Origin of the sequence: Collimonas fungivorans (assembly GCF_028292705.1) — a bacterium.
In the GTDB taxonomy this organism is placed as follows: domain Bacteria; phylum Pseudomonadota; class Gammaproteobacteria; order Burkholderiales; family Burkholderiaceae_D; genus Collimonas; species Collimonas fungivorans_B.
Genome location: NZ_JAQGLV010000144.1, coordinates 1 through 24449, shown reverse-complemented (window position 1 = coordinate 24449; position 24449 = coordinate 1). Strand labels below are relative to the sequence as shown.

Annotated in this window: 26 protein-coding genes; 13 read left to right on the top strand and 13 right to left on the bottom strand. The window is 59.8% G+C overall.

The window, feature by feature from the left end:
* The first annotated feature begins 10 nt into the window (after positions 1 to 10).
* Together JWQ61_RS07275 and JWQ61_RS07270 are read left to right on the top strand one after the other, a co-directional pair.
* Positions 11 to 556, top strand: coding sequence for a GNAT family N-acetyltransferase (locus tag JWQ61_RS07275; RefSeq protein ID WP_304359934.1), 546 nt, complete (start codon positions 11 to 13; stop codon positions 554 to 556).
* 134 nt (positions 557 to 690) lie between these two features.
* Positions 691 to 1260 (top strand): DUF1439 domain-containing protein, encoded by a 570-nt coding sequence (locus tag JWQ61_RS07270; RefSeq protein ID WP_304359933.1) that lies wholly within the window; start codon positions 691 to 693, stop codon positions 1258 to 1260.
* 2 nt (positions 1261 to 1262) lie between these two features.
* Here the strand turns inward: JWQ61_RS07270 and JWQ61_RS07265 are convergent, their stop codons facing one another.
* Positions 1263 to 2195, bottom strand: a complete 933-nt coding sequence (locus JWQ61_RS07265; protein ID WP_120237708.1) for a LysR family transcriptional regulator — start codon at positions 2193 to 2195, stop codon at positions 1263 to 1265.
* A gap of 218 nt (positions 2196 to 2413) precedes the next feature.
* Here JWQ61_RS07265 and JWQ61_RS07260 point away from each other — a divergent pair, with 218 nt between their 5' ends.
* From JWQ61_RS07260 to mmsB, 3 genes are all read left to right on the top strand, one after another.
* The gene (locus JWQ61_RS07260) at positions 2414 to 3586 is read left to right on the top strand and encodes an ABC transporter substrate-binding protein (protein WP_304359943.1); all 1173 of its coding nucleotides are present in this window, start codon (positions 2414 to 2416) and stop codon (positions 3584 to 3586) included.
* Between the two features lie 66 nt (positions 3587 to 3652).
* Positions 3653 to 5158: a CoA-acylating methylmalonate-semialdehyde dehydrogenase gene (locus tag JWQ61_RS07255; RefSeq protein WP_304359932.1), complete on the top strand. Its 1506-nt coding sequence runs from the start codon at positions 3653 to 3655 to the stop codon at positions 5156 to 5158.
* A 36-nt stretch (positions 5159 to 5194) separates the two neighbouring features.
* Complete coding sequence (mmsB, locus tag JWQ61_RS07250; RefSeq protein WP_304359931.1) at positions 5195 to 6094, top strand: 3-hydroxyisobutyrate dehydrogenase; 900 nt, start codon at positions 5195 to 5197, stop codon at positions 6092 to 6094.
* Here mmsB and JWQ61_RS07245 read toward each other — a convergent pair whose 3' ends face one another.
* A complete protein-coding gene (locus JWQ61_RS07245; protein ID WP_304359930.1) occupies positions 6095 to 6382 on the bottom strand; it encodes a helix-hairpin-helix domain-containing protein in 288 nt (95 codons plus the stop codon).
* Between the two features lie 130 nt (positions 6383 to 6512).
* Between JWQ61_RS07245 and JWQ61_RS07240 the strand changes: the two genes are divergently transcribed.
* Together JWQ61_RS07240 and JWQ61_RS07235 are read left to right on the top strand one after the other, a co-directional pair.
* Positions 6513 to 6947, top strand: a complete 435-nt coding sequence (locus JWQ61_RS07240; RefSeq protein WP_120235315.1) for an Rrf2 family transcriptional regulator — start codon at positions 6513 to 6515, stop codon at positions 6945 to 6947.
* A 244-nt stretch (positions 6948 to 7191) separates the two neighbouring features.
* Positions 7192 to 8442, top strand: coding sequence for an MFS transporter (locus JWQ61_RS07235; protein ID WP_304359929.1), 1251 nt, complete (start codon positions 7192 to 7194; stop codon positions 8440 to 8442).
* Between the two features lie 81 nt (positions 8443 to 8523).
* Here the strand turns inward: JWQ61_RS07235 and JWQ61_RS07230 are convergent, their stop codons facing one another.
* Positions 8524 to 9093, bottom strand: a complete 570-nt coding sequence (locus JWQ61_RS07230) for an elongation factor P (RefSeq protein WP_304359928.1) — start codon at positions 9091 to 9093, stop codon at positions 8524 to 8526.
* A 139-nt stretch (positions 9094 to 9232) separates the two neighbouring features.
* Entirely contained in the window at positions 9233 to 10387 is a 1155-nt protein-coding gene (gene earP, locus JWQ61_RS07225) for an elongation factor P maturation arginine rhamnosyltransferase EarP (RefSeq protein WP_304359927.1), read from the bottom strand.
* Positions 10388 to 10490: 103 nt separating this feature from the next.
* Here earP and JWQ61_RS07220 point away from each other — a divergent pair, with 103 nt between their 5' ends.
* Positions 10491 to 10727, top strand: coding sequence for a hypothetical protein (locus tag JWQ61_RS07220; protein WP_304359926.1), 237 nt, complete (start codon positions 10491 to 10493; stop codon positions 10725 to 10727).
* On the opposite strand, the gene JWQ61_RS07215 is transcribed toward JWQ61_RS07220, so the two are convergent.
* The 6 genes from JWQ61_RS07215 to JWQ61_RS07190 are packed head-to-tail and all read right to left on the bottom strand — an operon-like array spanning position 10720 to position 15051.
* Positions 10720 to 11223 carry a DUF2867 domain-containing protein gene (locus tag JWQ61_RS07215; RefSeq protein WP_304359925.1) on the bottom strand — a complete coding sequence of 168 codons (504 nt, stop codon included), beginning with the start codon at positions 11221 to 11223 and terminating at the stop codon, positions 10720 to 10722. The genes JWQ61_RS07220 and JWQ61_RS07215 overlap by 8 nt on opposite strands.
* Positions 11220 to 11390, bottom strand: coding sequence for a cytochrome bd-I oxidase subunit CydX (cydX, locus tag JWQ61_RS07210; RefSeq protein WP_092356464.1), 171 nt, complete (start codon positions 11388 to 11390; stop codon positions 11220 to 11222). Before cydX ends, JWQ61_RS07215 begins: the two co-directional genes overlap by 4 nt.
* A gap of 19 nt (positions 11391 to 11409) precedes the next feature.
* On the bottom strand, positions 11410 to 12549 hold the full coding sequence (gene cydB / locus JWQ61_RS07205; RefSeq protein WP_304359924.1) for a cytochrome d ubiquinol oxidase subunit II: 1140 nt from the start codon (positions 12547 to 12549) through the stop codon (positions 11410 to 11412).
* Positions 12550 to 12561: 12 nt separating this feature from the next.
* On the bottom strand, positions 12562 to 14154 hold the full coding sequence (locus JWQ61_RS07200; protein WP_304359923.1) for a cytochrome ubiquinol oxidase subunit I: 1593 nt from the start codon (positions 14152 to 14154) through the stop codon (positions 12562 to 12564).
* Complete coding sequence (gene cydP, locus JWQ61_RS07195) at positions 14151 to 14399, bottom strand: cytochrome oxidase putative small subunit CydP (RefSeq protein ID WP_120235328.1); 249 nt, start codon at positions 14397 to 14399, stop codon at positions 14151 to 14153. The genes JWQ61_RS07200 and cydP overlap by 4 nt, the downstream gene beginning before the upstream one ends.
* A gap of 4 nt (positions 14400 to 14403) precedes the next feature.
* The gene (locus tag JWQ61_RS07190; RefSeq protein WP_304359922.1) at positions 14404 to 15051 is read right to left on the bottom strand and encodes a GbsR/MarR family transcriptional regulator; all 648 of its coding nucleotides are present in this window, start codon (positions 15049 to 15051) and stop codon (positions 14404 to 14406) included.
* Positions 15052 to 15271: 220 nt separating this feature from the next.
* Between JWQ61_RS07190 and ppa the strand changes: the two genes are divergently transcribed.
* A complete protein-coding gene (gene ppa, locus JWQ61_RS07185; RefSeq protein ID WP_014006739.1) occupies positions 15272 to 15811 on the top strand; it encodes an inorganic diphosphatase in 540 nt (179 codons plus the stop codon).
* A 42-nt stretch (positions 15812 to 15853) separates the two neighbouring features.
* Here the strand turns inward: ppa and JWQ61_RS07180 are convergent, their stop codons facing one another.
* Positions 15854 to 16738 (bottom strand): EamA family transporter, encoded by an 885-nt coding sequence (locus tag JWQ61_RS07180; protein ID WP_304359921.1) that lies wholly within the window; start codon positions 16736 to 16738, stop codon positions 15854 to 15856.
* 97 nt (positions 16739 to 16835) lie between these two features.
* On the opposite strand from JWQ61_RS07180, the gene JWQ61_RS07175 reads away from it, so the two are divergent.
* Entirely contained in the window at positions 16836 to 17741 is a 906-nt protein-coding gene (locus JWQ61_RS07175; protein ID WP_304359920.1) for a LysR family transcriptional regulator, read from the top strand.
* Between the two features lie 6 nt (positions 17742 to 17747).
* Here JWQ61_RS07175 and JWQ61_RS07170 read toward each other — a convergent pair whose 3' ends face one another.
* Positions 17748 to 18629, bottom strand: a complete 882-nt coding sequence (locus JWQ61_RS07170; RefSeq protein WP_304359919.1) for an EamA family transporter — start codon at positions 18627 to 18629, stop codon at positions 17748 to 17750.
* Between the two features lie 489 nt (positions 18630 to 19118).
* On the opposite strand from JWQ61_RS07170, the gene JWQ61_RS07165 reads away from it, so the two are divergent.
* Positions 19119 to 20375 (top strand): MFS transporter, encoded by a 1257-nt coding sequence (locus tag JWQ61_RS07165; protein WP_304359942.1) that lies wholly within the window; start codon positions 19119 to 19121, stop codon positions 20373 to 20375.
* A 45-nt stretch (positions 20376 to 20420) separates the two neighbouring features.
* On the opposite strand, the gene JWQ61_RS07160 is transcribed toward JWQ61_RS07165, so the two are convergent.
* Positions 20421 to 21623 (bottom strand): GNAT family N-acetyltransferase, encoded by a 1203-nt coding sequence (locus JWQ61_RS07160; RefSeq protein WP_304359918.1) that lies wholly within the window; start codon positions 21621 to 21623, stop codon positions 20421 to 20423.
* Positions 21624 to 21754: 131 nt separating this feature from the next.
* Here JWQ61_RS07160 and JWQ61_RS07155 point away from each other — a divergent pair, with 131 nt between their 5' ends.
* Positions 21755 to 23815: an NAD(+) synthase gene (locus JWQ61_RS07155; RefSeq protein WP_304359917.1), complete on the top strand. Its 2061-nt coding sequence runs from the start codon at positions 21755 to 21757 to the stop codon at positions 23813 to 23815.
* Between the two features lie 196 nt (positions 23816 to 24011).
* Positions 24012 to 24350 (top strand): P-II family nitrogen regulator, encoded by a 339-nt coding sequence (locus JWQ61_RS07150; protein ID WP_120235337.1) that lies wholly within the window; start codon positions 24012 to 24014, stop codon positions 24348 to 24350.
* The last annotated feature ends 99 nt before the right edge of the window (positions 24351 to 24449 follow it).

Below are 24449 nucleotides of genomic sequence, written 5' to 3'. Positions count from 1 at the left end.
TAACTTATCTATGGAAATATTCCCGCTGACCACCGAGAGATTGATGCTAAGAAGGTTCACCCAGCGCGACCTGCCGATATTTTCAGATTATCGCAATAAACCCGAAGTGGCCCGCCACCAGAGCTGGTCGTCTTTTTCCGCCGAAGATGCGGCAGCTTTTTTTGAACAGCAGCATGAGCTGGCATTCGATACCGACGACACCTGGTTTCAGATTGCAGTGGAACGCAAGGAGGATGCGGTGCTGGCGGGAGACGTGGCGGTGTATTTCTTCGACGGCGGCCGGCAAGCCGAGATCGGCGTGACTTTCGATTCCACTTGCCAGCGCCAGGGTTATGCGACGGAAGCCTTGTCCAGGGTCATCGACGTGTTATTCAACGATTGCAAGAAACACCGGATCGTCGCCACCGTGGATGCGCGCAATGACAGCGTGGTGCGGCTCCTTGAAAAACAGGGATTCCGGCGCGAGGGCCATTATCGGGAGAATATCTTCTTCAAGGGCGCCTGGTCGGATGAATACAGTTTCGCCTTGCTGGAACATGAACGGAGGGCTGGCTAGCGGATTGTTTCGCACTGCCGCGCGCCAGGGAAATGGGCGCGGAAGAAATCCATCTATACTACGAGCTTGAGCAATACAAAAATTGATGGCCTGTGGTAACTATAGTTGCGGCGGGCCGCAAGCCACGGGAAACAATGCATACAATACGACGCACACTGGTGAAGACCATGCTGGCCCTGGGCGCGACGGCGGTTGCGGCCGGCGCCTGGGCCGGCTACAACATCTGGTCCAACGAATACACGTTTTCGCAACAGCAGCTGCAGACCGCGATCGAAAGCAAGTTTCCGCAGCAGCTGCGTTATGCGGAAGTGTTCAATGTCGGCCTGAAGAATCCGCACCTGACGCTCAACCCGGCGCAAAACCGCGTGCTGACGCAGGTGAATGTCAGCGTCGTCAGTCCGCTGCTGCTGGCAGGAACGCTGAATGGCGCGATCACCCTCAGCAGTGGCTTGAAGTACGACCGGGCAACGCGCGCCGTCCAGCTCGACAATCCTACTGTCGACAATATCGACTTCGGCAACGTGCCTGCCCAATACAAGCCGCAACTGAGCCAGATCGGCGCGGTGGTGGCGCAGCAGGTGCTGAACAATTATCCTATCTATACCTTCCGCAGCGAAGAGTTGCGCCTGAACGGCAAGACCTTCGAACCCGGTGCGATCACGGTGCAGCAGGACGGCATCGCGGTGGAAATCAACGAGTCCTGAGTTCAGGCCGGGACAATCGCATCCGAGTAGACCATCTGCCGCGACTCTCCCATCAGGAACGGCCGGTTGGGTTCGATCACTTCCCGCAGGTAACGCCATAGCGCGGCTACCCGCGCCACATTGCGGGTTTCGGTGGCGGCCACCAGCCAGAATGCGCGCTGGATGTCGGCCTGGCCGTCCAGCACCGGCACCAGGTCGTCGCTTTGCTGCGCCAGGAAGCAGGGCAGGATCGCCAGCCCCTGGCCGCTGCGCGCCGCCGTGTACTGGGCAATCACGCTGGTGCTGCGGAAGGCGCGGAAGGCGGCCGGCGCCACATTGTCCTTGTAGCGAAGTTCTTCGCTGAACACCAGGTCGTCGACGTAGCCGATGAAAGCGTGATGATTTAAGTCCTGCAAGGTCTTGATCGGCGCATGCGTCTCCAGGTAGGAGCGGGTGGCGTACAGCTTGAGCAGGTAGTCGGTCAGCTTGGTGACCACGTAATTGCCGCTTTGCGGACGTTCGATGGTGACGCCGATGTCGGCTTCGCGCTTGGACAGGTTGACGAAACGCGGCACCGGCAGCAGGTCGACCGTGATGTGCGGATGCCGCGCGCAGAAATGGGCCAGGTGCGGCGCCAGCACGAAGGTGCCGAAACCTTCGGTGGCGCCGAGCCGGACCTGGCCCGACAGCAGGCGGTTGTGGCCGCTCAGTTCTTCCGCGGCGGCGTACACCGTACTCTCCACCCGTTCCGCATATTCGATCAGCCGGTGGCCTTCCGCAGTCAGCGTGTAACCCTGGTTATTGCGCTCGAACAGCTGGCTGCCGACCTGTTCCTCGAAACGGCGCATGCGGCGCGACACGGTCGAGTGATCGATGCCGAGTTTCTTTGCCGCTTCCACCAGGCCCTGGCTGCGCGTCAGCTCCAGGAAGACGCGCAGGTTATCCCAGTCCAGCATGGCATTCGTCGATTTCACCCATATCTCCATGCTTTGCATAAATGCAAAGCTATTGTGAATTATTGTCTATTGTTCCAATAATAATGCACATGCAGAATGTGTATATAGAAATTCATAAAAATCAGTCCGGGCGCCGCCATGGCAGCCCGGACTAAAAAACAGGAGACCTCATGCGCAACAAGCTGCTGCTACGTAGTTCGGCCGTGATTTTTTCATTGATGGGCTTGCTGACCGGGAGCCAGGCGCTGGCCCAGGAAGGCGACGTCTACAAGGTCGGCATCCTGACCGACATGTCTGGCCCGTATTCGGCGATGGGCGGACCGGGCTCGGTAGTGGCGGCCAAGATGGCGATCGAGGATTGCCTGAAGGCCGAGTGCAAGGGCATGAAAATCGAACTGCTGACCGCGGATCACCAGAACAAGGCCGATATCGGCGCTTCCAAGGCGCGCGAATGGATAGACCGCGACAAGGTCGACGCCATCGCCGATCTCACCAATTCCTCGGTGGCGCTGGCAGTGCAGCGCCTGATCCGCGACAAGGGCGGCATCGCCATGTACAGCGGCCCGGCGACCGGCGTGCTGACCAATGCCGAATGCGCGCCCAACGGTTTCCACTGGATGTTCGATACCTACTCGCAGGCAGCCGGCGCCGCCGCCGCATTGACCAAGATGGGGCAGAAATCCTGGTACTTCGTCACCGTCGACTACGCCTTCGGCCAGTCGCTGGAAAAAGATGCCGGCGATGTCGTCAAGCGGCTCGGCGGCACCGTGGTCGGATCGATCCGCCATCCGCTCAACGCCAGCGACCTGTCGTCCTTCCTGCTGCAGGCGCAAAGTTCGAAGGCGCAGGTGATCGGCCTGGCCAACGGCGGCCAGGATACGGTGAATGCGATCAAGCAGGCGCGCTCGTTCGGCATCGGCGCCAAGAACCAGCGCCTGGCGGCTTTGCTGGTGTTCTTGTCGGATGTACATGCGCTGGGCCTGAACGACGCCCAGGGCCTGGTCTACACCGACGGTTTCTACTGGGATTTCGACAACGATACGCGCGCTTTCTCCAAGCGTTTCGAAACGCTCTATAAAGGCAACAAGCCGACCATGGTGCACGCCGGCGTCTATTCCAGCGTCTACCACTACCTGAAGGCGGCGGCCGCAACCAAATCGCACGACTGGAAAATCGTGACTCAGAAAATGCGCGAGATCCCTATCCATGACGCCGTCATGCGCAATGCTTCCATCCGTCCGGATGGCCGCGTGATCCATGACATGTATCTGTACCAGGTAAAAACGCCGGCCGAATCGAAAGCGCCTTGGGATTATCTCAAGCTGCTGTCGACCATCCCGGCGCAGCAGGCTTTCAAACCGATGGACGCGTCCTGTCCGTTGGTCAAGTAATACCCGCAGGGTGCTGTGCGCCGCGGCGCCGGCACCGTTCATTTTTAATTGTTCGAGGAAGCCATCATGTCTACCAATATCCCTAATATCCCCCTATATGTCGGCGGCAAGACCGTGCAGTCGACCAGCACCGAATGGCGCGATGTCCTCAATCCGGCGACCCAGGAAGTGGTGGCGCGCGTACCGTTCGCCACCAAGGCCGAAGTCGACCACGCGGTAGCCAACGCCAAGCAAGCCTTCGCCAGCTGGCGCAACACTTCGCTGGCGCAGCGCATGCGCATCATGCTCAAGTTCCAGCAGCTGCTGCGCGAAAACATCGCGCCGCTGGCCGAGCTGATTACGCGCGAGCACGGCAAGACCCTGCCGGATGCCGAAGGTGAAGTGATGCGCGGCCTGGAAGTGGTCGAGCACGCCTGTTCCATCACCTCGCTGCAGCTGGGCGAGCTGGCCGAGAATGCCGCCACCGGCGTCGACGTCTACACCATCAACCAGCCGCTGGGCGTGGGCGCCGGCATCACGGCATTCAATTTCCCGGTGATGCTGCCGTGCTTCATGTTCCCGGTGGCGGTTGCCTGCGGCAATACCTTTATCCTGAAACCGTCCGAACAGGATCCTTCTTCTTCGCTGTTCCTGGTCGAACTGGCGCAGCAGGCCGGCTTGCCGCCGGGCGTATTGAATGTGGTGCACGGCGGACCGGAAGTGGCCAACATGCTGTGCGACCATCCTGACATCAAGGCGATTTCCTTCATCGGCTCGACCAGCGTCGGCACCCATATCTATCGCCGCTCCAGCGAAGCCGGCAAGCGCGCGCAATGCATGATGGGCGCCAAGAACCACTGCATCGTGCTGCCCGACGCCAACAAGGACCAGGCCATCAACAACCTGCTGGGCGCGGCCTTCGGCGCCGCCGGCCAGCGCTGCATGGCGAATTCGATGGTGCTGCTGGTGGGCAAGGCGCGTTCCTGGCTGCCGGAAATCGTCGAGCGTTCGCGCGGCCTGAAGATCGGACCGGGCAGCGACCGTAAGGCCGACCTCGGGCCGATGGTGTCGAAAGCCGCCAAGGCGCGCACCGAACGGCTGATCGGATCGGGCGTGGAGCAGGGCGCGCAACTGCTGCTGGATGGCCGCAACTGCCAGGTGGCGGGTTACCCCGACGGCAATTTTGTCGGCCCGACCATTTTTTCCGGCGTGACCGCCGAGATGGATATCTATACGCAAGAGATCTTTGGGCCGGCCATGTGCGTGGTAGAACTGGAGACGCTGGATGAAGCGATTGCCTTCATCAACGCCAACCCGAACGGCAATGGCACCTCGATCTTCACTTCATCGGGCTGGTCCGCGCGCAAGTTCCAGAACGAAATCGATGTCGGCCAGGTCGGTATCAATGTGCCGATTCCCGTGCCGGTGGCTTACTTCAGCTTCACAGGTTCGCGCGCTTCCAAGTTGGGTGACCTAGGCCCCAACGGCAAGCAGGCGGTGCAGTTCTGGACCCAGACCAAGACCGTGACCGCGCGCTGGTTTGCGCCGGATGCGGACGGCGGCGAGATCAATACGACGATTTCCATGAAGTGATCGCACGCAGCCTAACAAGTCACAGGAGAGTTTGACATGAGTAGCGACATCGTTTTTATCGGCCTCGGCAATATGGGTTTGCCGATGGCGCTGAACCTGGTGAAAGCCGGCTGCAAGGTCAGCGGCCATGACCTGCTGGCGGCCACCGTCGACAAGTTTGTCGCCGGCGGCGGCAGCACCGGCAGCGATTTGCCGGCGGCAGTGGCGGCGGCCAAGATCGTCATCACGATGCTGCCGGCCAGCCGCCACGTTGAGGCCGCCTACCTTGGCCCCAACGGCATCCTGGCGCAAGTGGCGCCGGGCACATTGCTGATCGACTGCTCGACCATCGCTCCCGACGCTGCGCGCAAGGTGGCGGCCGCGGCGCGCGACAAGGGCTTCACCATGCTCGACGCGCCGGTCTCGGGCGGCACCGGCGGCGCGGCAGCCGGCACGCTGACCTTCATGGTCGGCGGCTCCGACGACGGCTTTGCCCTGGCCAAGCCTTACCTGGAAAAAATGGGCAAGGCGATCTTCCACGCCGGCGACAACGGCAGCGGCCAGACCGTCAAGGTGTGCAACAACATGCTGCTGGGGATCCTGATGATCGGCAGCTGCGAGGCGATCCGGCTGGGCATGGCGAACGGCATGGATCCCAAGGTGCTGTCGGAAATCATGGCGAAAAGTTCGGGCCGCAACTGGGCGCTGGAAGTGTACAACCCGTGTCCGGGGGTGATGGAAAATGCGCCGGCATCCAAGGGCTACGCCGGCGGCTTCGGCGTCGACCTGATGCTCAAGGACCTCGGGTTGGCAGTGGAAAATTCGCTGTCCACCGGCAGCAGCGTGCCGCTTGGCGCGCTGGCGCGCAACCTGTACGATATCCACAGCAAGAGCGGCGCCGGCGGGCTGGATTTTTCCAGCATTTTTAATATGCTGGCCAAGACCGAACAGGCGTAGTTAGCCTGACTTGAGCAGACGCTTACGCTCTGCCGTGTATGACCACCACGGCAGCGGTTCGGCGCCTTCCATGTAGCGCACCGCCGACATGAACACGTCGATCACGCACGGATCATGCCGGGCGCCGGTCTTGACGCACAGAGCGTCGTACATCTGCAGCGGCGATTGGCCGACCAATTGACTTGGACTCTGAATGCCGATGCGGCGCAGGTCGGCAGCGCCAGCCTTGCCGATATTCGGTAAATCCTCCAGCTGTATTACGGCGGCCCTTTCGAGATATTTTGGCATTCGCTCTCCATTATCTATTTTGTGGCAGTTCGCTCATTGTGACACTGCCTCGGTGTTCATTTCCGCCCCGCATAAGCTTATGTAACAAAATTACTTGACGCATAGTATCTGTATCGAATAAGATTACAGTATGAAGTCGAGTCGATTTGCCGTGGCGGCACACATTTTAGTCAGCGTCGAGTACGCGACCAGGGGCGGGGAAGTGTTTTTACCTTCCACCGCCATTGCCACGAGCGTCAACACCAATCCCGTTTTTGTGCGTGAACTGCTGCGCAAGCTGAGCAAGGCCAGGCTGGTGCTGACCAAGGAAGGCAAGGGCGGCGGCGTGCAGCTGGCGCGGCCGGCGTCGGACATCAACCTGGCGGAGATCTACCAGGCGGTGGAGGAAGGGCCGGTGCTGAAGCACAATACGCGCTCGAAAGACCTGTGCTGTCCGGTCAGCTGCGGCATGGACATGGTGCTGGATCCGGTGGTGTCGGAAGTCGAGGGTGCTTTGCTGGAGATCCTGCGGGAAAGAAAATTGTCCGAGTTGGTCAATAAGATCGCCGACAAGACTGAGGTATAGTGGTTTTTTTTATAATTAACTGTATAAAAATCATATACAGTTAATTGATGCGGTTAATTGAGTAAGGGATCGATTTTGATCCTATTTTTACATTCTAAACTGTATTAAAAAATACTACAGTTTAATCGCGGCGAGGTGGATTGCCGCAAACCTGATGCAAGGCAGCCGGCGCGGTTGGTCAGTACCGGCTGCATTTTTATTGATTTTGGTTATTTCTATCAGGCGTAAAGAACAGGAGTTTCACATGGAAAAAAATATGGCGGCGATCAGCGCGCAAAACGACAGTCTTCTCGACCTGCCCGTGCATGTCAGTAAGGCGGCATCGCCTTTGCGTTCCTGGATGTCAGTGGTAGCAGTGGCGATCGGCGCGTTTGCGTTTGTCACCACTGAATTCCTGCCGGTCGGGCTGCTGCCGCAAATCGCGCGCGACCTTGGCGTTTCGCCCGGCACCGCCGGTTTGATGGTGACCACGCCGGGTGTGATTGCGGCCATTTCGGCGCCGGGGCTGATGCTGGGAGCAGGGCGCATCAACCGCCGCCTGATCTTGCTGATGCTGTCGGTGCTGCTGCTGGCGTCCAACCTGATATCGGCGATGGCTCCCGGCTTTGGCACGATGCTGCTGGGACGGGCCCTGCTGGGCGCGGCGCTGGGCGGGTTCTGGACGCTGGCGCTGGCGACTTCGGCGCGGCTGGTGCGGGAAGAGCACGCCGCCAAGGCGACCGCCATGATACTGACCGGCGTCACCTTCGCCACGGTGATCGGGGTGCCGCTCGGAACCTTCATCAGCACCCTGGCTTCCTGGCGCGCATCGTTCATCGCCACCGGCGTCCTGGCTGCCGTGGCGCTGGCGGCGCAAGCGCTGCTGCTGCCTTCGCTGCCGTCGAAAGCGGCGATACGTTTTAGCGACCTGGGCGCGTTGCTGGGCCGGGCGACTATCCGTAAAAGCCTGCTGATGGTGGCGCTGGTGTTCGGCGCGCACTTTTCCGCCTACACCTATGTCACGCCGTTCCTGGTGCAAAGCGCAGGATTCAGCCTGCCGGCGATTACTTCGGTATTGCTGGGCTTCGGCTTCGTCGGTTTCGTTTCGAATTTTGCGATCTCGACCACCGTCTCCCGCAATCTGCAGCTGTCGCTGTTTTCCATGGTGGCGATCCTGATGGTGGCTTTGCTGGCGTTGCCGCTGCTGCATGCATCGCAAGCAGGCGTGGTGACGATGGTGTTGGCCTGGGGCGTGGCGTTCGGCGCCATCCCGCTGTGCGCCAGCATCTGGCTGCAACTGTCGTCGCCTGATTTGCCGGAAGCCGGCTCCGCGCTATTTGTCAGCATCGTGCAGGTAGCGATCGCGGTGGGCTCGTCCACCGGCGGCGTGGTGGTCGATTCGCTCGGCATCCCGTCTACCCTGTGGCTGGGCGGCGCGCTGGCGCTGGCTAGTTTGGCGGTGATCGCCAGCTTCGGCTTCAACAACAAGAGGCTGGGCGAGACCCTGAGTCAATAAGTAGCGGCCCGCTTGACATGGGGCGGGCGAAAAAAAACGCTGCCGAGGAATCGGCAGCGTTTTTTTTTGAAAGCGGGAGTATTAAGCGCGCTTCTTGAACTCGTTGGTGCGTGTGTCGATTTCGATCATGTCGTCGGAGCTGACGAACAGCGGCACCATGACGATGTGCTGGTTCGCTTCGATAGCGTTTTCGATCTTGGCTTCTTTCAGGACGTTGCCCGAAGTGTTGCCCTTGACTGCCGGCTCCGAGTAAATAACCTGGCGCTGGATTGTGGTCGGCAGTTCGACCGAGATTGCTTTGCCGTCATAAAACACGGCTTCGCATTCCATGCCGTCTTTCAGGTAGTGCAGGGCGTCGCCCAGGTTTTCTGCTTCGATTTCATACTGTTCGTAGTCGGTGTCCATGAACACGAACAGCGGATCGGCGAAGTACGAATAAGTCACCGGTTTCTTGTCGAGTACGACCACGTCGAACTTGTCGTCGCCGCGGAAAACGTTTTCCATCGGGGCGTTGGTCAGCAGGTTCTTCAGTTTCCACTTGTAGGTGAAGCCCGTGCGGCTCGAACCGTTGACGTCAGAACGCAAGACGATCATAGGCTTGCTGTCGACCATGATGATGTTGCCAACACGAATTTCTTTTGCAGGTTTCATAGCGAATATACGTAAAAAGTAGGTTACTTAAGAATCATCTGTAGCCTACTGGCAAAAAACGCCGCAAGCCCACGTATGATTGAATTTTTAAAATGCGTCAAAAATTAGCCGTATATTTTAACCTATTTTTCCATGCCTCTTACCTAACTGTTTCGGCAAACTTCAGTAAATTGCTGGCCAAGTCGCCATTTGCCAACATTTGCTGCTGCCAATCCATGGCCATGATGGCAATTTTTGGCATGTCGGCTGCAAGTGACGCCCATAGCGCGGCCCAGTCCGCGGTTTTTTTTGCGGCTTCGTTCCAGCTTAGGGAAAATTCGGCCAGGTTCTCCGTTGTGCCCGCATAATTTTGCAAAAATGCGTTCAATTTAACGTGATGCAAGTCCTCGTCCTGCGGGTAGATGTGCCAGACGAAAGGCTTGCCGGCCCACTGGGCGCGCACGAAGGAATCCTCGCCCCGCACGAAATTGAGGTCGCAGGCCCATAGCAGCTTGTCGTAGTCCGGCTGAGGAATGAAGGGCAGCACCCGCACGGTCAATGCGCCGCGGGTTGCGCTGGCTCCGGCTTGCGCGGCCTGCCCGAGAAATGCTTCGACGGCGTCGACGGCGACGCCTTCCGGCACCAGGCAGGTCATCGCTTCGCGGCTGTTTTTCCATGCCGCGAACAAAGCCGGCGTCGGCGCTTGCGGATAGCAGAACAGGGAAACTTTCAGGGATGCCGCCTCTGCCGGCGTCACGTCAAACTGCCTGAGAAAGGCCGCCATCGCAGCCGGATCCTGTTGAAATGCCTGGCGCTGCTGCAGCAGGCCGGATTCGAGCAGCAGGCCGCCGGTCTTGTTGGTGAAGCCGGGGAAGAAAAAATATTTGATCAAGGACCGCGATTGCGGCGAGGGCAGCGCATGGCAGCCTTCCACCCAGGCTTCTGCACTGAGCCCTTCCAGGTTCAGCCACACCGGGCGCGGCGCGCGTTCCGCCATCGCCGCAATATAGGCTGGCGGTATGTCGCAGGCGAAAAATTCGATCACGATGTCGGCCACATCGGCGGCCGTAAACACGCCATCCTGGCCGGACCAGTGGCGCACGGTTACGGCGCCGATCTGCTGCAGTTCGCGATCGACGGCGACTTGCGGGCAGATCCGCTGGAAACTGGCCAAGTCGTCCACCCACAAGGTGACGGCGATGCCATGTTCCTGGTCCAGCTGCCGCGCCAGGCGCCAGCAGATGCCGATGTCGCCGTAGTTATCGACGACTTTGCAAAACAAGGCCAGCGATGTGTGTGTTGTTCGATGATTCAAGATTCAGCTTCCAGCAGGAATGAAGTTTTTTATTGCACAGCGGTTTTGCATCCGGCCGTGTAATGTAATAATGCCGTCCCCGTATGATACTGGACCTTGACTGATGATAAACGAGCGCGACCTGATTGCCGACCTGACGCTGGCGGTAATCGACCTGGCAGGGGCTTTGGCGCAGATAGCGGAAACCATGCCCGAGCACGCCAAGGCGCAGATCAACGATTCGCTGAATGTGGCGGTGACCAAGCTGGAACAGGTGGCGCTCGCCATCAGCGCCGGCGACGGCGCGGACGAGGCGGCAACGGCAGCTGAAACCGGATGTGAGGCTGAGGCCGCTAGCTGACCTGGCCGAACCTGGCGTTTTCCAGCAAGTGGCGGACTATGAGCCGGTGGAAAGGCATGATCGTGGCCAGGTAAGTGCGTCCCAGGAGATTATTGGTCTTGACCACGGTGCTGACTGTGACCAGCGTACCGGCGACGCCGCCTGGCGCAACCGTCACACTGACCCTGAAATCCAGGTGTCTGTCGTCGAAGCCCAGCACCACTTCCTGCGGCGATTGCGCGACCACAGGAAAACCGCCTAGCGTGGGCTGCGGCGCGCCGGGGTCATCCACACCCATCTCAACCGTTTTCAATTGAAACAGCCTGACCACCCGGTTGCGTGTCGCCACCAGCCGTTTTATCCAGCCGGGCGGATGCTTGATGATGGCGTTGGCGGCCTGGCGCGCGTCCAGACCCGGCATATCGGCCCGGACCTGGTAAGCGTCGACAAAATCATGGCCGGGCAACAGCGTGCGGCAAGCCGCGCTCGGCACCACGGCAAGCGCTGCGCCGTTCATTTCTTGCGCGCCCTGGCTTCGTGCTCGGCCGCCGCGCTTTCAAATCGCTCGCGCGTGGTTTCTTCATCGCGGCTGCCGAAGGCGTAGTTGGCTTCCAGCCACATGACGTTGATGATGCCGAACGCCAGCGCCAGGCCGACTCCCAATATCCATGCGAAATACCACATAAGTTTCTCCCTTGTCCTGTCAGTAAGCGGTGTGCTCGTTGTCTTCGATATGCTTGAGGGTGACCTTGCCGCGCATGACCCGGTACACCCAGGTGGTGTAGAGCATGATGATCGGCAGCATGATGACCACTACCCAGAACATGATCCCCAGCGTCTTGTGGCTCGATACCGCATCCCAGATGGTGAGGCTGCTGTTGGGATCGAGCGAGGACGGCATGATGAACGGGAACAGCGATGCGCCGGCGGTCAGGATCACCGCGGTGACGCTGACCCCGCTGGAAAGGAATGCCGCCATGGCCTTGTTGGCGCTGCTGAATGCCGTGCACAGCAAAGCTGCCGCCACCGCCACAATCGGCAGGGCCCAGATCGCCGGCCAGTGCGCATAGTTGTCGAACCAGGCGCCGGCGACCGTGGTCACGGTTTTGGCGGTCGGCATGAAGGCGGTATTCATGTCCGGCATGGCGCTGATGCGATAGCCGTGGATGCCGTAGGCGACCCAGAAGCCGCCGGCGACGAACAGCGCGGCGGTAACCAGGCCGGCGATTTTAGCGACGCCGCGGGCGCGCTGTGCGATCACGTCGTCGGTCTTGACTTGCAGGTAGGCCGCGCCATGCATCAGCAGCATGGCTACGCTCAGCAATCCGGCCAGCAGGCCGAACGGATTGAGCAGCTGGAAGAAGTTGCCGGTATATTCCACCCGCATGGTGTCGTCGTAGTGGAAGGGCACGCCGAGGAACAGGTTGCCAAAGGCCACGCCGAAGATCAGCGGCGGCACGAAGCCGCCGGCGAACAGGCCCCAGTCCCAGGCATTGCGCCAGCGCGTATCGGCCACCTTGCTGCGGTAGTCGAAGCCGACCGGGCGGAAGAACAGCGAGAACAGCAGCAGCATCAGGGCTACGTAGAAGCCCGAGAACGCCGCGCCGTACACCAGCGGCCAGGCCGCGAAAATGGCGCCGCCGGCGGTGATGAACCAGGTCTGGTTGCCTTCCCAGGTGCTGCCTATGGAATTGATGACGACCCGGCGTTCGCCATCGGTCTTGCCAATGAAGGGCAGCATCATGCCGACCCCGAAGTCGAAGCCGTCGGTGAGGGCGAAGCCGATCAGCAGCACGCCGACAAAGCCCCACCAGATGATCTTTAAGGTTTCATAGTCGAACATGGCGGTTTCTCCTTATGCCTTGGCGGTAGAGTCGTGGGCGGCGGCTGGTGTTTCCAGGCGTTCCCAGTGGTACTTGCCGGTATGCAGGCTGCTCGGGCCGCGGCGCGCGTATTTCACCATCAGTATCATTTCAATGATGAACAGGAAGCCATAGAAACCGAGGAAACCTGCCAGGCTGAAGTAGAGGTTGCCGGGTTGCAGGGTCGAGGCCGACAGATGGGTCGGCAGCACGCCGGAGATGGTCCACGGCTGGCGGCCGTATTCGGCCAGCAGCCAGCCCAGTTCGATCGCCACCCACGGCAGCGGGATGCTGTACACCGCCAGGCGCAGCAGCCAGCGCTGTTCCGCCAGTTTCTTGCGGATCAGAAAGTAGAACGAGCAGGAGAAGATGAACAGGAACAGGATGCCGAGGCCGACCATCAGCCGGAACGACCAGAACATCGGCGCGATTTTTGGGAAGGTGTCGTTGACCGCCATGGCGATCTGCTCAGGCGTGGCGTCGACCACCTTCGGCGTGTATTTCTTCAGCAGCAAGCCGTAGCCGAGATCTTGTTTCAGCTTGTCGAAATCGGCAATCGCTTCCGGCGATTTATCGCCGCCCTTGAGGCGGGTCAGGGCGGCATACGCCAGCATGCCGTTGCGGATCCGTACTTCGTGTTCTTTTTTCAGGTCGTGGATGCCGGTGATCTGCTTGTCCACCGAACGGGTGCCGATCAGGCCCAGCACGTAAGGAATCTTAAACGCGAAATCGGTGCGCTGCTCCTTCTCGTTGGGCCAGCCGAACACGGTGATGCCGGCCGGCGCCGGTTCGGTATGCCATTCGGCTTCCATCGCCGCCATCTTGACCTTGTTGACTTCGCCGGCGGTATAACCGGATTCGTCGCCGAGCACGATCACCGACAAGGTCGAGGCCAGGCCGAAACCGGCGGCAATCGCAAACGAACGCAGCGCAAACGCGGTGTCGCGTCCTTTCAGCAGGTAGTAGGCGGAGATGCCAAGCACGAACATCGACGCCGCGACATAACCGGCCGACAGCGTATGGACGAACTTGACCTGGGCTACCGGATTGAAGATGACGTCGACGATGCTGGTCAGCTCCATGCGCATGGTTTCATAGTTGAACTCGGCGCCGACCGGGTTGTTCATCCAGCCGTTGGCGATCAGGATCCACAGCGCCGACAGGCTCGAGCCCAGCGCCACCAGGAAAGTGATCAGCAGATGCTGCACCCGCGACAGGCGGTCCCAGCCGAAGAAGAACAGGCCGACGAACGTCGATTCGAGGAAAAAGGCCATCATGCCCTCGATCGCCAGCGGCGTGCCGAAGATGTCGCCGACATAGTGCGAGTAGTAGGACCAGTTGGTGCCGAACTGGAATTCCAGCGTGATGCCGGTGGCGATCCCCATGGCGAAGTTGATGCCGAACAGCTTGCCCCAGAAACGCGTCATGTCTTTATAGATGGGACTGCCGGTCATCACATACACCGACTCCATGATGACTAGGATCCAGGCCAGCCCGAGCGTGAGCGGCACGAACAGGAAATGGAACATCGCGGTCGCTGCAAACTGCAGGCGGGACAGGGCGACGACTTCATCAATAGGGATCATTGGCGGGTCTCCGGAGGGGAAGGGTGGGAAGGTGAGGAAGAGGGCGATACGGATGCGGCAGGCGGCTGGCTCAGGAAATGCTGCTCGACCAGGTCGGTCGGCATGCGCATCTTCTTGGTTTGCGGCTCAGAGAAGAAGGCTTTCCAGAGCAGCGTCAGCAGGGCGATCTTGACGATCAGGATCAGGGTGATTTCGACTGCCAGCGGCAGCCGGGTGAATCTTTTTTTTGCGGAGAAAGACTGCATGCGTCTATTCCTTTAGCTGAACCGTCAGCTGCACATCAGGGTGATCGTGGTGGCTCTTGCTGCCGCCGGAGCCGACGCGGAACTTGTCGCGCACATCCAGCAGTTTCTTGACCTTGGAACCCATCTTCATCAGCGACGCCAGGGTTTCCGGCGACAGGCGTTGCACATCGTCGAACCAGGAACTGGACAGTTCGATCAGATTGTACATCTCGCGCATCCGCTGTTGCGCCTGTTTGTCGGTGTCGTTGGCCGGGTTTTCCAGCAAGGCGTCGCGCAGCATCGACAAGGTCGGCTCGATCTCGCGCCGGCGCCGTTCCTCCAGCAGGGTCTTGAAAATGTCCCAGATATCCTTGGGCGGCTCGAAGTATTCGCGGCGGTCGCCCGGCTGGTGCAGCAGCTTGACCAGGCGCCAGGACTGCAGTTCTTTCAGGCCCATGCTGACATTGGAGCGCGAAAAACTCAGGTAGTCGGCGATCTGGTCGGCGTTCAGCGGCTGGCCCAGCACATACAGCAGGGCGTAGATCTGGCCGACGGTGCGGTTGATGCCCCAGCGGCTGCCCATTTCGCCGAAATGCGAGATGAAGCGCTGGGTCAGCGGCGTCAGGGGCGTAAGCGGGCTGTTTGCGGGTGGGGTGGCGTTGGGAGGGGTCATGATGTTTTGAATTTTCAGTAATTACTGAAATATAAGTCAAAACAGGAATATATGCAAGATCGTTGCCTTATGGTTATTCATTAGGGTAAATAGCTGTCGTTGTGGCAACTAAGGCGGCAACTAAGTCGATGTTGCATCGCACGATAGGGCTTTGAGCCGTTATAATTTCGGGCTGAGAAGGTTTTTGTAGCGCATTTTTAATTATTGACGAGAGCACACCATGAGTCTGAATCAAGTATCGGCCGGGCGCGATTTGCCAAACGATTTCAACGTCATCATCGAGATCCCGATGAATGCCGATCCGATCAAGTACGAAGTCGACAAGGAATCCGGCGCGATTTTTGTTGACCGCTTCATGGGTACTGCCATGCATTACCCTTGTAATTACGGCTATATTCCGCAAACCTTGTCGGACGACGGCGATCCGGTCGACGTGCTGGTGATCACCCCGTTCCCGCTGTTCCCTGGCGTGGTGGTGCGCTGCCGCCCGATCGGCGTCCTGAAGATGTCGGACGAAGCCGGCCAGGACGCCAAGCTGCTGGCGGTGCCGGTGGACAAGGTGCTGAGCATCTACACCCACTGGCAAAAGCCGGAAGACATGAATGAACTGCGCCTGAAGCAGATCCAGCATTTCTTCGAGCACTACAAGGACCTGGAAAAGGGCAAATGGGTCAAGATCGACGGCTGGTTCGGTCCGGACGAGGCGCGCAAGGAAATCCTGTCTGGCGTCGAGTCTTACAAAAAATCTGTCGCGGCGTAATCTGCCCCGGGTTTGTGAAAAGCGCACTACGGTGCGCTTTTTTTATTGCCGCGCCGCTTTCACCAGCAGCATCAGGCGCCCGCCGAACTGGTTCAGCAGCAAGCCGCACAGCACCAGCAGCCCGGCCATGATTTTCCACGGCTGCAGCGCCTCGCCCAATACCAGGCTGGCGCTCAGCATGCCAGCCACCGGCACCAGCAGCGAAAATGGGGCGACGGTGGCGGCCGGGTATTTGCGCATCAGGGTCGACCAGATGGCGAAACCGAGGATGGTGGTGGGATAGGACTGGAACAGTACGGCGCCGGCCGAGATCCAGTTGACGCGGCTGGCCGCGTCCTGCCAGGCGGCTGGACCTTCGATCAGCAGCGAGGCCAGCAGCAAGCCGGGCACGGCCAGCAGCGCACCCCAGGCCACCAGCGCCAGCGGATTGACCTTGCCGATCTGCTTGGTGACGATATTGGCGGCGGCCCAGCTGAGGCCGGCGGCTACTACCAGCAAGAAACCGATGACAGTGGCGGCGCCATCCAGGTGCGCGGCCACCAGGCCCATGCCGGCAAAGGCAATCAGGGCGCCGCAAACCTGCGCGGTGCGCGGGCGTTCTCCGAGGATGAACACCGCCAGGCCGACAGTAAAGAAAACCTGCAACTGCATCACCAGCGACGCCAGGCCCGGCGCGAATCCCAGCTTCATGCCGTAGAACAGCAAGGAAAACTGGCCGGCGAACTGCAAGCCGCCATAGGCGATCAGCATGCGCCACGGAATCGCCGGCCGCTTGATGAAGAACACCAGCGGTAGCGCGGCAAAGATGAAGCGCAAGGCGCAAAACAGGATGGGCGGCAAACCTTGCAGGCCGATCTTGATCGCGACGAAATTGAAGCCCCAGATAGAAACGGTCAGTAGCGCCAGCAAGATGTCGGTGGGTTGCATGTGGAATTGCTCCGTAAGGGAAGGATGAAGCAAGTCTATTGTTTCTGTATGATGATTAAAGTGGATTTTATAAAATCATTGTTTCCCTATAAAAAATATGATCGATTTGCAAAGAATGGTGGCGTTCGCCGCGGTGGCGGACCACGGCAGTTTTTCGATTGCGGCGGCGCGGCTGGAAGTGTCGAACTCGCACATCAGCAAGCAGATCAGCGCGCTCGAGAGCGAACTGCGGGTGCGCCTGCTGCAGCGGACTACGCGCAGCCTGAGCCTGACCGAAGCCGGCGAGGTGTTTTACCGGCGCTGCAAGACCATCTTGTCGGATGTGGCGGAAGCGGAGCAGGAGGTGCTGCGCCGCCAGGATTCGCCGCAAGGGATCTTGCGGGTGACGGCGCCGGCCAATTTCGCCAATGTGCGGCTGCCGGATATCGTCTGCGATTTCATGCGGCAGCATCCGGAGATCGAACTGGAGCTGACGCTGTCTGATCTGTTCTTCGACCTGGCCGAGCGCGGCATCGACGTGGCATTGCGCATCGCCACCACGCCGCCGGAAAATGTGCATGCGCGCCTGCTGCACCAGATCGACTGGAGCGTGGTCGGCAGCGCCGAATATTTCGCCACCCGCCGCCAGCCGCAGACGCTGGCTGAATTGCCGGCCTACGACTGCCTGGCCGACAACGTGATGTCGGCCAGGGATGTGTGGCAGTTCGAGGAGCTCGGCGGCAAGCAGGGGCAGCGCCATGAAATCAGGATAGACCCGCACATCAACTGCAACAACAGCGTCTGGCTGCGCGAGTGCGTGCTGCGCGGGATGGGCATAGGCTTGCTGCCGGACTACATGATAGGGGCCGACCTGGCGCAAAAGAAACTGATCAAGCTGCTGCCGCAATATGCGCCGCTGCCGCGCCGCCGCCTGTACGGCATCTACCTGCCGAACCGTTACCTGTCGTCCAAGGTCAGGCTGTTCCTGGAAGCGGTAGAGCAGGGCTTGAAGCCTTCTACCTGAAGCGCCTCACGGCGTGCTCTTCAGCGCCGGCAGCAGGCGCCCGCCGAACTGGTTCAAGGCAAGGCCGCCCAGCACCAGCACGCCGGCGACGATTTTCCACCACTGCAGCGATTCACCCAGCAAAACGGCGGCACTCAGCATGCCCACCAGCGGCACCAGCAGCGAGAACGGCGCTACAGTGGCGGCCGGATATTTGCGCATGAGGATGGTCCAGATGCCGTAGCCGACGATGGTGTTCGGATAGGACTGGTAGAACACCGCCGCCACCGAAGCCCAGCCGAAGTGGGCAAAGGCGCTGTGCCAGGCGGCAGGCCCTTCAAGTACGGCCGAAGCCAGCAGCAACGGCGGCGCCGCCATCAGCGAACCCCAGGCCATCAGCGCAAGCGGATTGACCTTGCCGATTTTCTTGGTGACGATATTGGCGCTGGCCCAGCTCAGGCCGGCGCCGATCACCAGCAGGAAGCCGATCACGGTGGCCTTCGCTTCCAGGTGCGTGGCGACCAGGGCTATGCCTGCCAGCGCCACCAGCGCTCCCAGCAATTGCGTCAGCAGCGGCCGTTCACCCAGCAGCAGCACCGCCAGGCCGATCGTGAAAAACGCCTGCAGCTGGATCACCAGCGACGCCAGGCCGGCGCCTATGCCCAGCTGCATGCCGGAGAACAGCAAGGAAAACTGCAGCGCGAACTGGAACAGGCCGAAGCCGATCAGGAAGCGCCAGGGAATCGCCGGCCGCTTGATGAAGAACACCAGCGGCAGCGCGGCAAACACGAAGCGCAGCGCCGAAAACAGCAGCGGCGGCAAGCCCGCCAGGCCGATCTTGATCACGACAAAATTCATGCCCCAGATCGCGACGGTCAACAGGGCTAACAGGATATGAGTGGGTTGCATGGCGGTTCTTTGTGTGAAGCCGGGCCGCTAAAAGGAAGCTGATCGGAACGGATGTTTGCGCATGGCAGGGATGCCGTGGCCGACAATGGTATTTGGATGGGGCTGATACAGCAAGCATCAGCCTCACTGTGATCAATATGCGATTAAACGATCATATTGTATGACAACAGACAACATGGTGGATGCCTCTCGATATAGTTGGGTGGGGCTGAAAACCGGACCTCAATACTCTGATTCGATATAAATGTTAGCATGTTGACTCGGAACCGCTCTATTTTTTTTTGGATAATGCTCTCAAAAGAATCTTGTCGATTAATATTTTTACTTGTACGATGACAGACATCTATTTCAATAACAAAATGCCTTGCACGGTCCGCTAAAAATATAACAGGTCCGGCAAATCGAATTCAAGGAGACAGTAAGGTGAGTGCACTTCTATCTGCGGGCGCCAAGGGCGACGATGCAACTGGCAGCAACGTCCGGAGCGAACTGGACGTTGCGATCAGCAAAGTGAAATGGCGGATATTGCCCTTGTTCGTCGTCATGTTTATCGCAAACTACATAGATCGCGTCAATATCGGCTTCGTCCGTTCCCATTTGCAGACAGACATTGGCATAGGCGCGGCGGCCTTCGGGCTGGGAGCCGGCCTGTTTTTTGTGGCCTATGCGGTATTCGAGGTGCCTTCGAACATCCTGCAGCAGCGTTTCGGGGCCAAGGCCTGGCTGACTCGCATCATGTTCACATGGGGAGTCGTGGCTACGGGAATGGCATTCATTACCGGTGAAACATCGTTCTATGTAATGCGACTGCTGTTGGGCGTTGCAGAAGCCGGCTTCTTTCCAGGCGTGGTGTATTACTTTACCCAGTGGCTGCCGAACAGCGAACGCGGGAAAGCCATGGCGATTTTTCTCAGCGGGTCGGCTTTGGCTTCCGTGATTTCCGGCCCTTTGTCCGGCGCACTGCTGCAGATCGAAGGCGGAGGATTTCACGGGTGGCAATGGATGTTTATTATCGAAGGCCTCACATCGATTGTCCTGTGCCTGGTAGTCTGGTTCAGGCTCGACTCCCATCCGCGTGACGCAAAATGGCTGACCGATTCCGAGCGAAAGGTGTTGGCAGACATCATCGACGCCGAACAAAAAGAGCGTGAAGCCAGCAGGCCAAAACATGTGAGTTCACTTTCGTTGCTGAAAGATGGCCGCATCGCGCTTTTCTGTTTCGTCTATTTTGCGATCCAGCTGACTATCTATGGAGCGACGTTCTGGCTTCCAAGCATCATCAAGAAGATGGGGCATTTCAGCGATTTCCAGATCGGCCTGTTCAACTCCATACCCTGGCTGATCTCTATCGTTGCAATGTATCTTTTCGCCTCTCTGGCGGCACGCTTCAAGCATCAACAGATGTGGGTGGCGATAGCTCTGGTTGTCGCGGCCTGCGGGATGTTCATGTCAACCACGGGCGGGCCCGTATTTGCGTTTGTGGCGATCTGCTTCGCAGCGATAGGATTCAAGGCGGCTTCTTCACTTTTTTGGCCTATTCCCCAAGGTTATCTGGACGCCCGGATCGCGGCTGGCGTTATCGCACTGATCAATTCATTGGGGAATTTAGGCGGTTTCGTTGCGCCGGCAACCTTTGGCTATCTGGAGCAAAAGACCGGATCGATTCAGGGTGGGCTGTATGGCCTGGCCGCGGCATCGGTAGTTGCGGCAGCGTTGGTGTTCCTGACAAAAAAACGGCGGCGGTAAAGTGCCGGCAGGCTGCATGACTGCCGGCCATGTTGCAAGGACCTGCTAAGACGACGCCGATCGAAACGGATTGCGGTCGTTCAATTCATCCATGTAACTATCGATGCCGTCCGCTTCGCGTTCCAGGAAATTCGCCACTGCATCGGCGAAAGCGGGATGGGCCAGCCAGTGCGCCGACCAGGTTTTTTGCGGCAGGAAGCCGCGCGCCATCTTGTGTTCGCCCTGGGCGCCGCCTTCAAAGCAGGCGATCTTTTGCTCGATGCAGAATTCCAGCGGCTGGTAATAGGCAGTTTCAAAATGCAGGCAGGGCACGAACTCGAGCGCGCCCCAGTAGCGGCCGTACAAGGTCTGGTCAGTATGGATCAGCAGCGACGAGGCAATCGGCCGGCCGTCGCGCTCGGCCACGATCAGCAGGATATTCTGCGGCATGCTGGTCGCTATCCGGAGAAAAAAATCCAGGTTCAGGTAAGGCGTGGAATGGTGTTCGGCATAGGTTTGCGCATAACAGCGGTTGAAGAAGATCCAGTCAGCCTCGGTCGCATCTGTCCCGCGCACCCGGCGCAGGCGCACGCCGGCATCGGCCACCTTGCGCCGTTCGGCCAGGATGTTCTTGCGCTTCTTGCGTTCCAGCGTATCCAGAAACGCCGTGAAATCGCGGTAGCCCGGGTTCAGCCAATGGAACTGGACGCCGCTGCGCAGCATGAAACCGGCCTGTTGCAGGGCCTCGGCTTGTGCGGCAGGCGGGTAAAGGATATGGGTGGACGAAGTCTGTGTATCCTTGCGCAACGATCGCAGCACTTCGATCAGCGCCGCCCGCGCCTGTTCGTCGCGCGCCAGCAGGCGACCGCCGGTGACCGGCGTGAACGGGATCGCCGACAGCAGTTTCGGATAGTATTCCAGGCCGTTGCGCTGGTAGGCGTCGGCCCAGGCCCAGTCAAATACGTATTCACCGTAGGAATGGAATTTGACGTACAGGGGCAGGGCCGCGATCAGTTGCGGCGGGTTGCAGCTCGGGTCGCCGCTTTCTTCCCACAGGGTCAGGTATTGTGGCTGCCAGCCTGATTTTTCCGAAGCGCTGCCGCTTTCATGCAAGGCGTGCAGGAAGGCGAACGACAGAAATGGATTGGCGTCGGCCTGCAAGGCCAGCAGTCCGTCCCATGCCGCCTGGCCGACCTCATTCAAGGATGAAACGATGCGCGTTTTGACCTGCGTTTTGGCTTTGGTCTTGGTTGTTGTCTTGTTAATCAAGGACTTGGCGAGCCGTGAATGTGGGTGGCGAAAGCGTCGAGTTTAGCACCGCCGCCGGCGTTCTGCCGCCTGCTGCCAAGGGCAGGGCATTAGCATGCGATAATTGCCGAATCAAGCAGAGCGCAGGAAGAATGATGACAACCAACAAATTTCTGAACCTTTACTCCCATGATTTCGCGCGCGTCGCCGTCGCCATCCCGAAGTGCAGGATAGCCGACCCGGCGTTCAACGCCGCCGAAACCATCGCGCTGGCCCGGCAGGCCGAGCAGCAGGGCGCCGCGCTGGTGGCGTTTCCGGAGCTGGGTTTGTCCGCCTACACCTGCGACGACCTGTTCCACCAGCGCGCTTTGCTGGATGCCTGCGAAGCGGCTTTGGCGACGGTGGTCGAAGCTTCAGCCACGCTGTCGCTGGCCATGATCGTCGGCCTGCCTTTGCGTGTCGGTCACCAGCTGTTCAACTGCGCGGTAGTGATCGCCGGCGGCCGGATCCAGGGCATCGTCCCGAAAAGCTACCTGCCGAACTACGGCGAGTTCTACGAAATGCGCCAGTTCAGCCCCGCTGAAAACGCCGCGGCCAGCCAGGTCGAACTGTTCGGCGCCAGCATCCCGTTCGGCACCGGGCTGTTGTTCGAGGTCAGCAACCTGCCGCTGCTGAAATTCCATGTCGAGATTTGCGAAGACGTGTGGGTGCCGATTCCGCCGTCGTCGTTCGCGGCGCTGGCCGGCGCCAGCGTGCTGGTCAACCTGTCCGCTTCCAATGTAGTGGTGGGCAAGGCGGGGTATCGCCACCAGCTGGTCGCGCAGCAGTCCGCGCGCTGCCTGTCGGCGTATCTGTATACCTCGGCGGGCAAGGGCGAATCGTCCACCGACCTGGCCTGGGACGGCCAGGGCCTGATTTACGAAAACGGCGAACTGCTGGCCGAGTCCGAACGTTTCCTGGACGATTCGCACGTCATATTTGCCGATGTCGACCTCGAGCGCTTGTCGCGCGAGCGGATGCGCCAGACTACCTTCGGCCAGTCGGTGCGGCGCCATGCCGGCGAAGTCGCCAGGTTCGAGGTGATCCGCTTCGAGCTGGCGCTGCCTTTGGACCAGGCCTTGCCGCTGGCGCGCAGCGTCGAGCGTTTCCCCTATGTCCCGGCCGATCCGAAACGCCGCGACGAACGCTGCACCGAGGTCTATAACATCCAGGTGCAGGCGCTGGTGCAGCGCCTGTCCGCCAGCAAGATATCCAAGGTGGTGATCGGCGTTTCGGGCGGACTCGATTCGACCCACGCCTTGCTGGTCTGCGCCAAGGCGATGGACCGCCTGGACCTGCCGCGGGCGAATATCCTGGCTTACACCATGCCGGGTTTCGCCACCAGCGACCGCACCCTGCTGCAGGCCCGGCAACTGATGCAGGTGGTCGGCGCCACTGCGGCGGAAATCGATATCCGCCCGAGCTGCCTGCAGATGCTGAAAGACCTGGGCCATCCTTACGCCGCGGGGCAGGACCAGTTCGACATCACTTTCGAAAACGTGCAGGCCGGCGAACGCACCAACCATCTGTTCCGGCTGGCCAATTTCAACAACGCCATTGTCATCGGCACCGGCGACCTGAGCGAGCTGGCCCTGGGCTGGTGTACCTACGGCGTGGGCGACCACATGTCGCATTACAACGTCAACGCCAGCGTGCCGAAGACCCTGATCAGCCACCTGGTGCGCTGGGTGGCCGAGACCGGCGCCATCGGCGGCCAGGGTTCCGACGTACTGCTCAATGTACTGAGCACCGAGATCAGCCCGGAACTGGTGCCCGGCAAGGCCGGGGCCGGCAGCAAGCCGGAGCAGATCACGGAAAACGTCATCGGGCCGTATGAATTGCAGGACTTCAACCTGTACTACATCCTGCGTTATGGCTTCGCGCCATCGAAAGTCGCGTTCCTGGCGCTCTCGGCCTGGCAAGACAAGACCGCCGGCAACTGGCCGAACGACGCCAAGGTGGTGCGCAACCAGTACGACCTGGCTGCGATCAAGCGCAACCTGGCGATTTTCCTCGACCGCTTTTTCCGGACCAGCCAGTTCAAGCGCTCCTGCGTGCCCAATGCACCTAAAGTGGGCAGCGGCGGTTCGCTGTCGCCGCGCGGCGACTGGCGCGCGCCGAGCGATTCGGAAGCGACCGTCTGGCTGGACGACCTCGACAATATTCCCGGCTGACGGCAGGTCTGCCGGGAACGATGAAGGGCCCAATGGACTGTCTTTTAAATACACTTATTGATTTGGGCGTATAGACAAACCGGGTTTTTCATATACTCTTCTAGCTTGCGCCTGCACTTGAGCTGAGCTGAGCGCCGTCCCCACCTGGGGTGCGCTCGCTGCAAAGATTTATGTTTTAATGCCTAAAGGAGTTGTCATGAAGCAAATTACCGCCGTTATCAAACCCTTCAAGCTGGACGAGGTGCGCGAAGCCCTCGCCGAAGTTGGCGTCACCGGCCTGACCGTGACTGAAGTCAAAGGCTTCGGCCGCCAGAAAGGCCATACCGAGCTGTACCGCGGCGCCGAATACGTGGTCGATTTCCTGCCCAAGGTGAAAGTCGAACTGGTGATCGACGATGCGCTGACCGAGCGCGCAGTGGATGCCATCATCAAGGCGGCGCGCACCGGCAAGATCGGCGACGGCAAGATCTTCGTGCGCAGTATCGAACAGGTGATCCGCATCCGCACCGGCGAAACCGGCCCGGACGCAGTCTGATTTTTGTAATGCACTGATCGTTACTGCCTTCCCCTCCTGCCATTCTCTATCTTGGCCGCGGTCCTTCGATGTAATGGATGACTGACCGCGGCTCCAGGC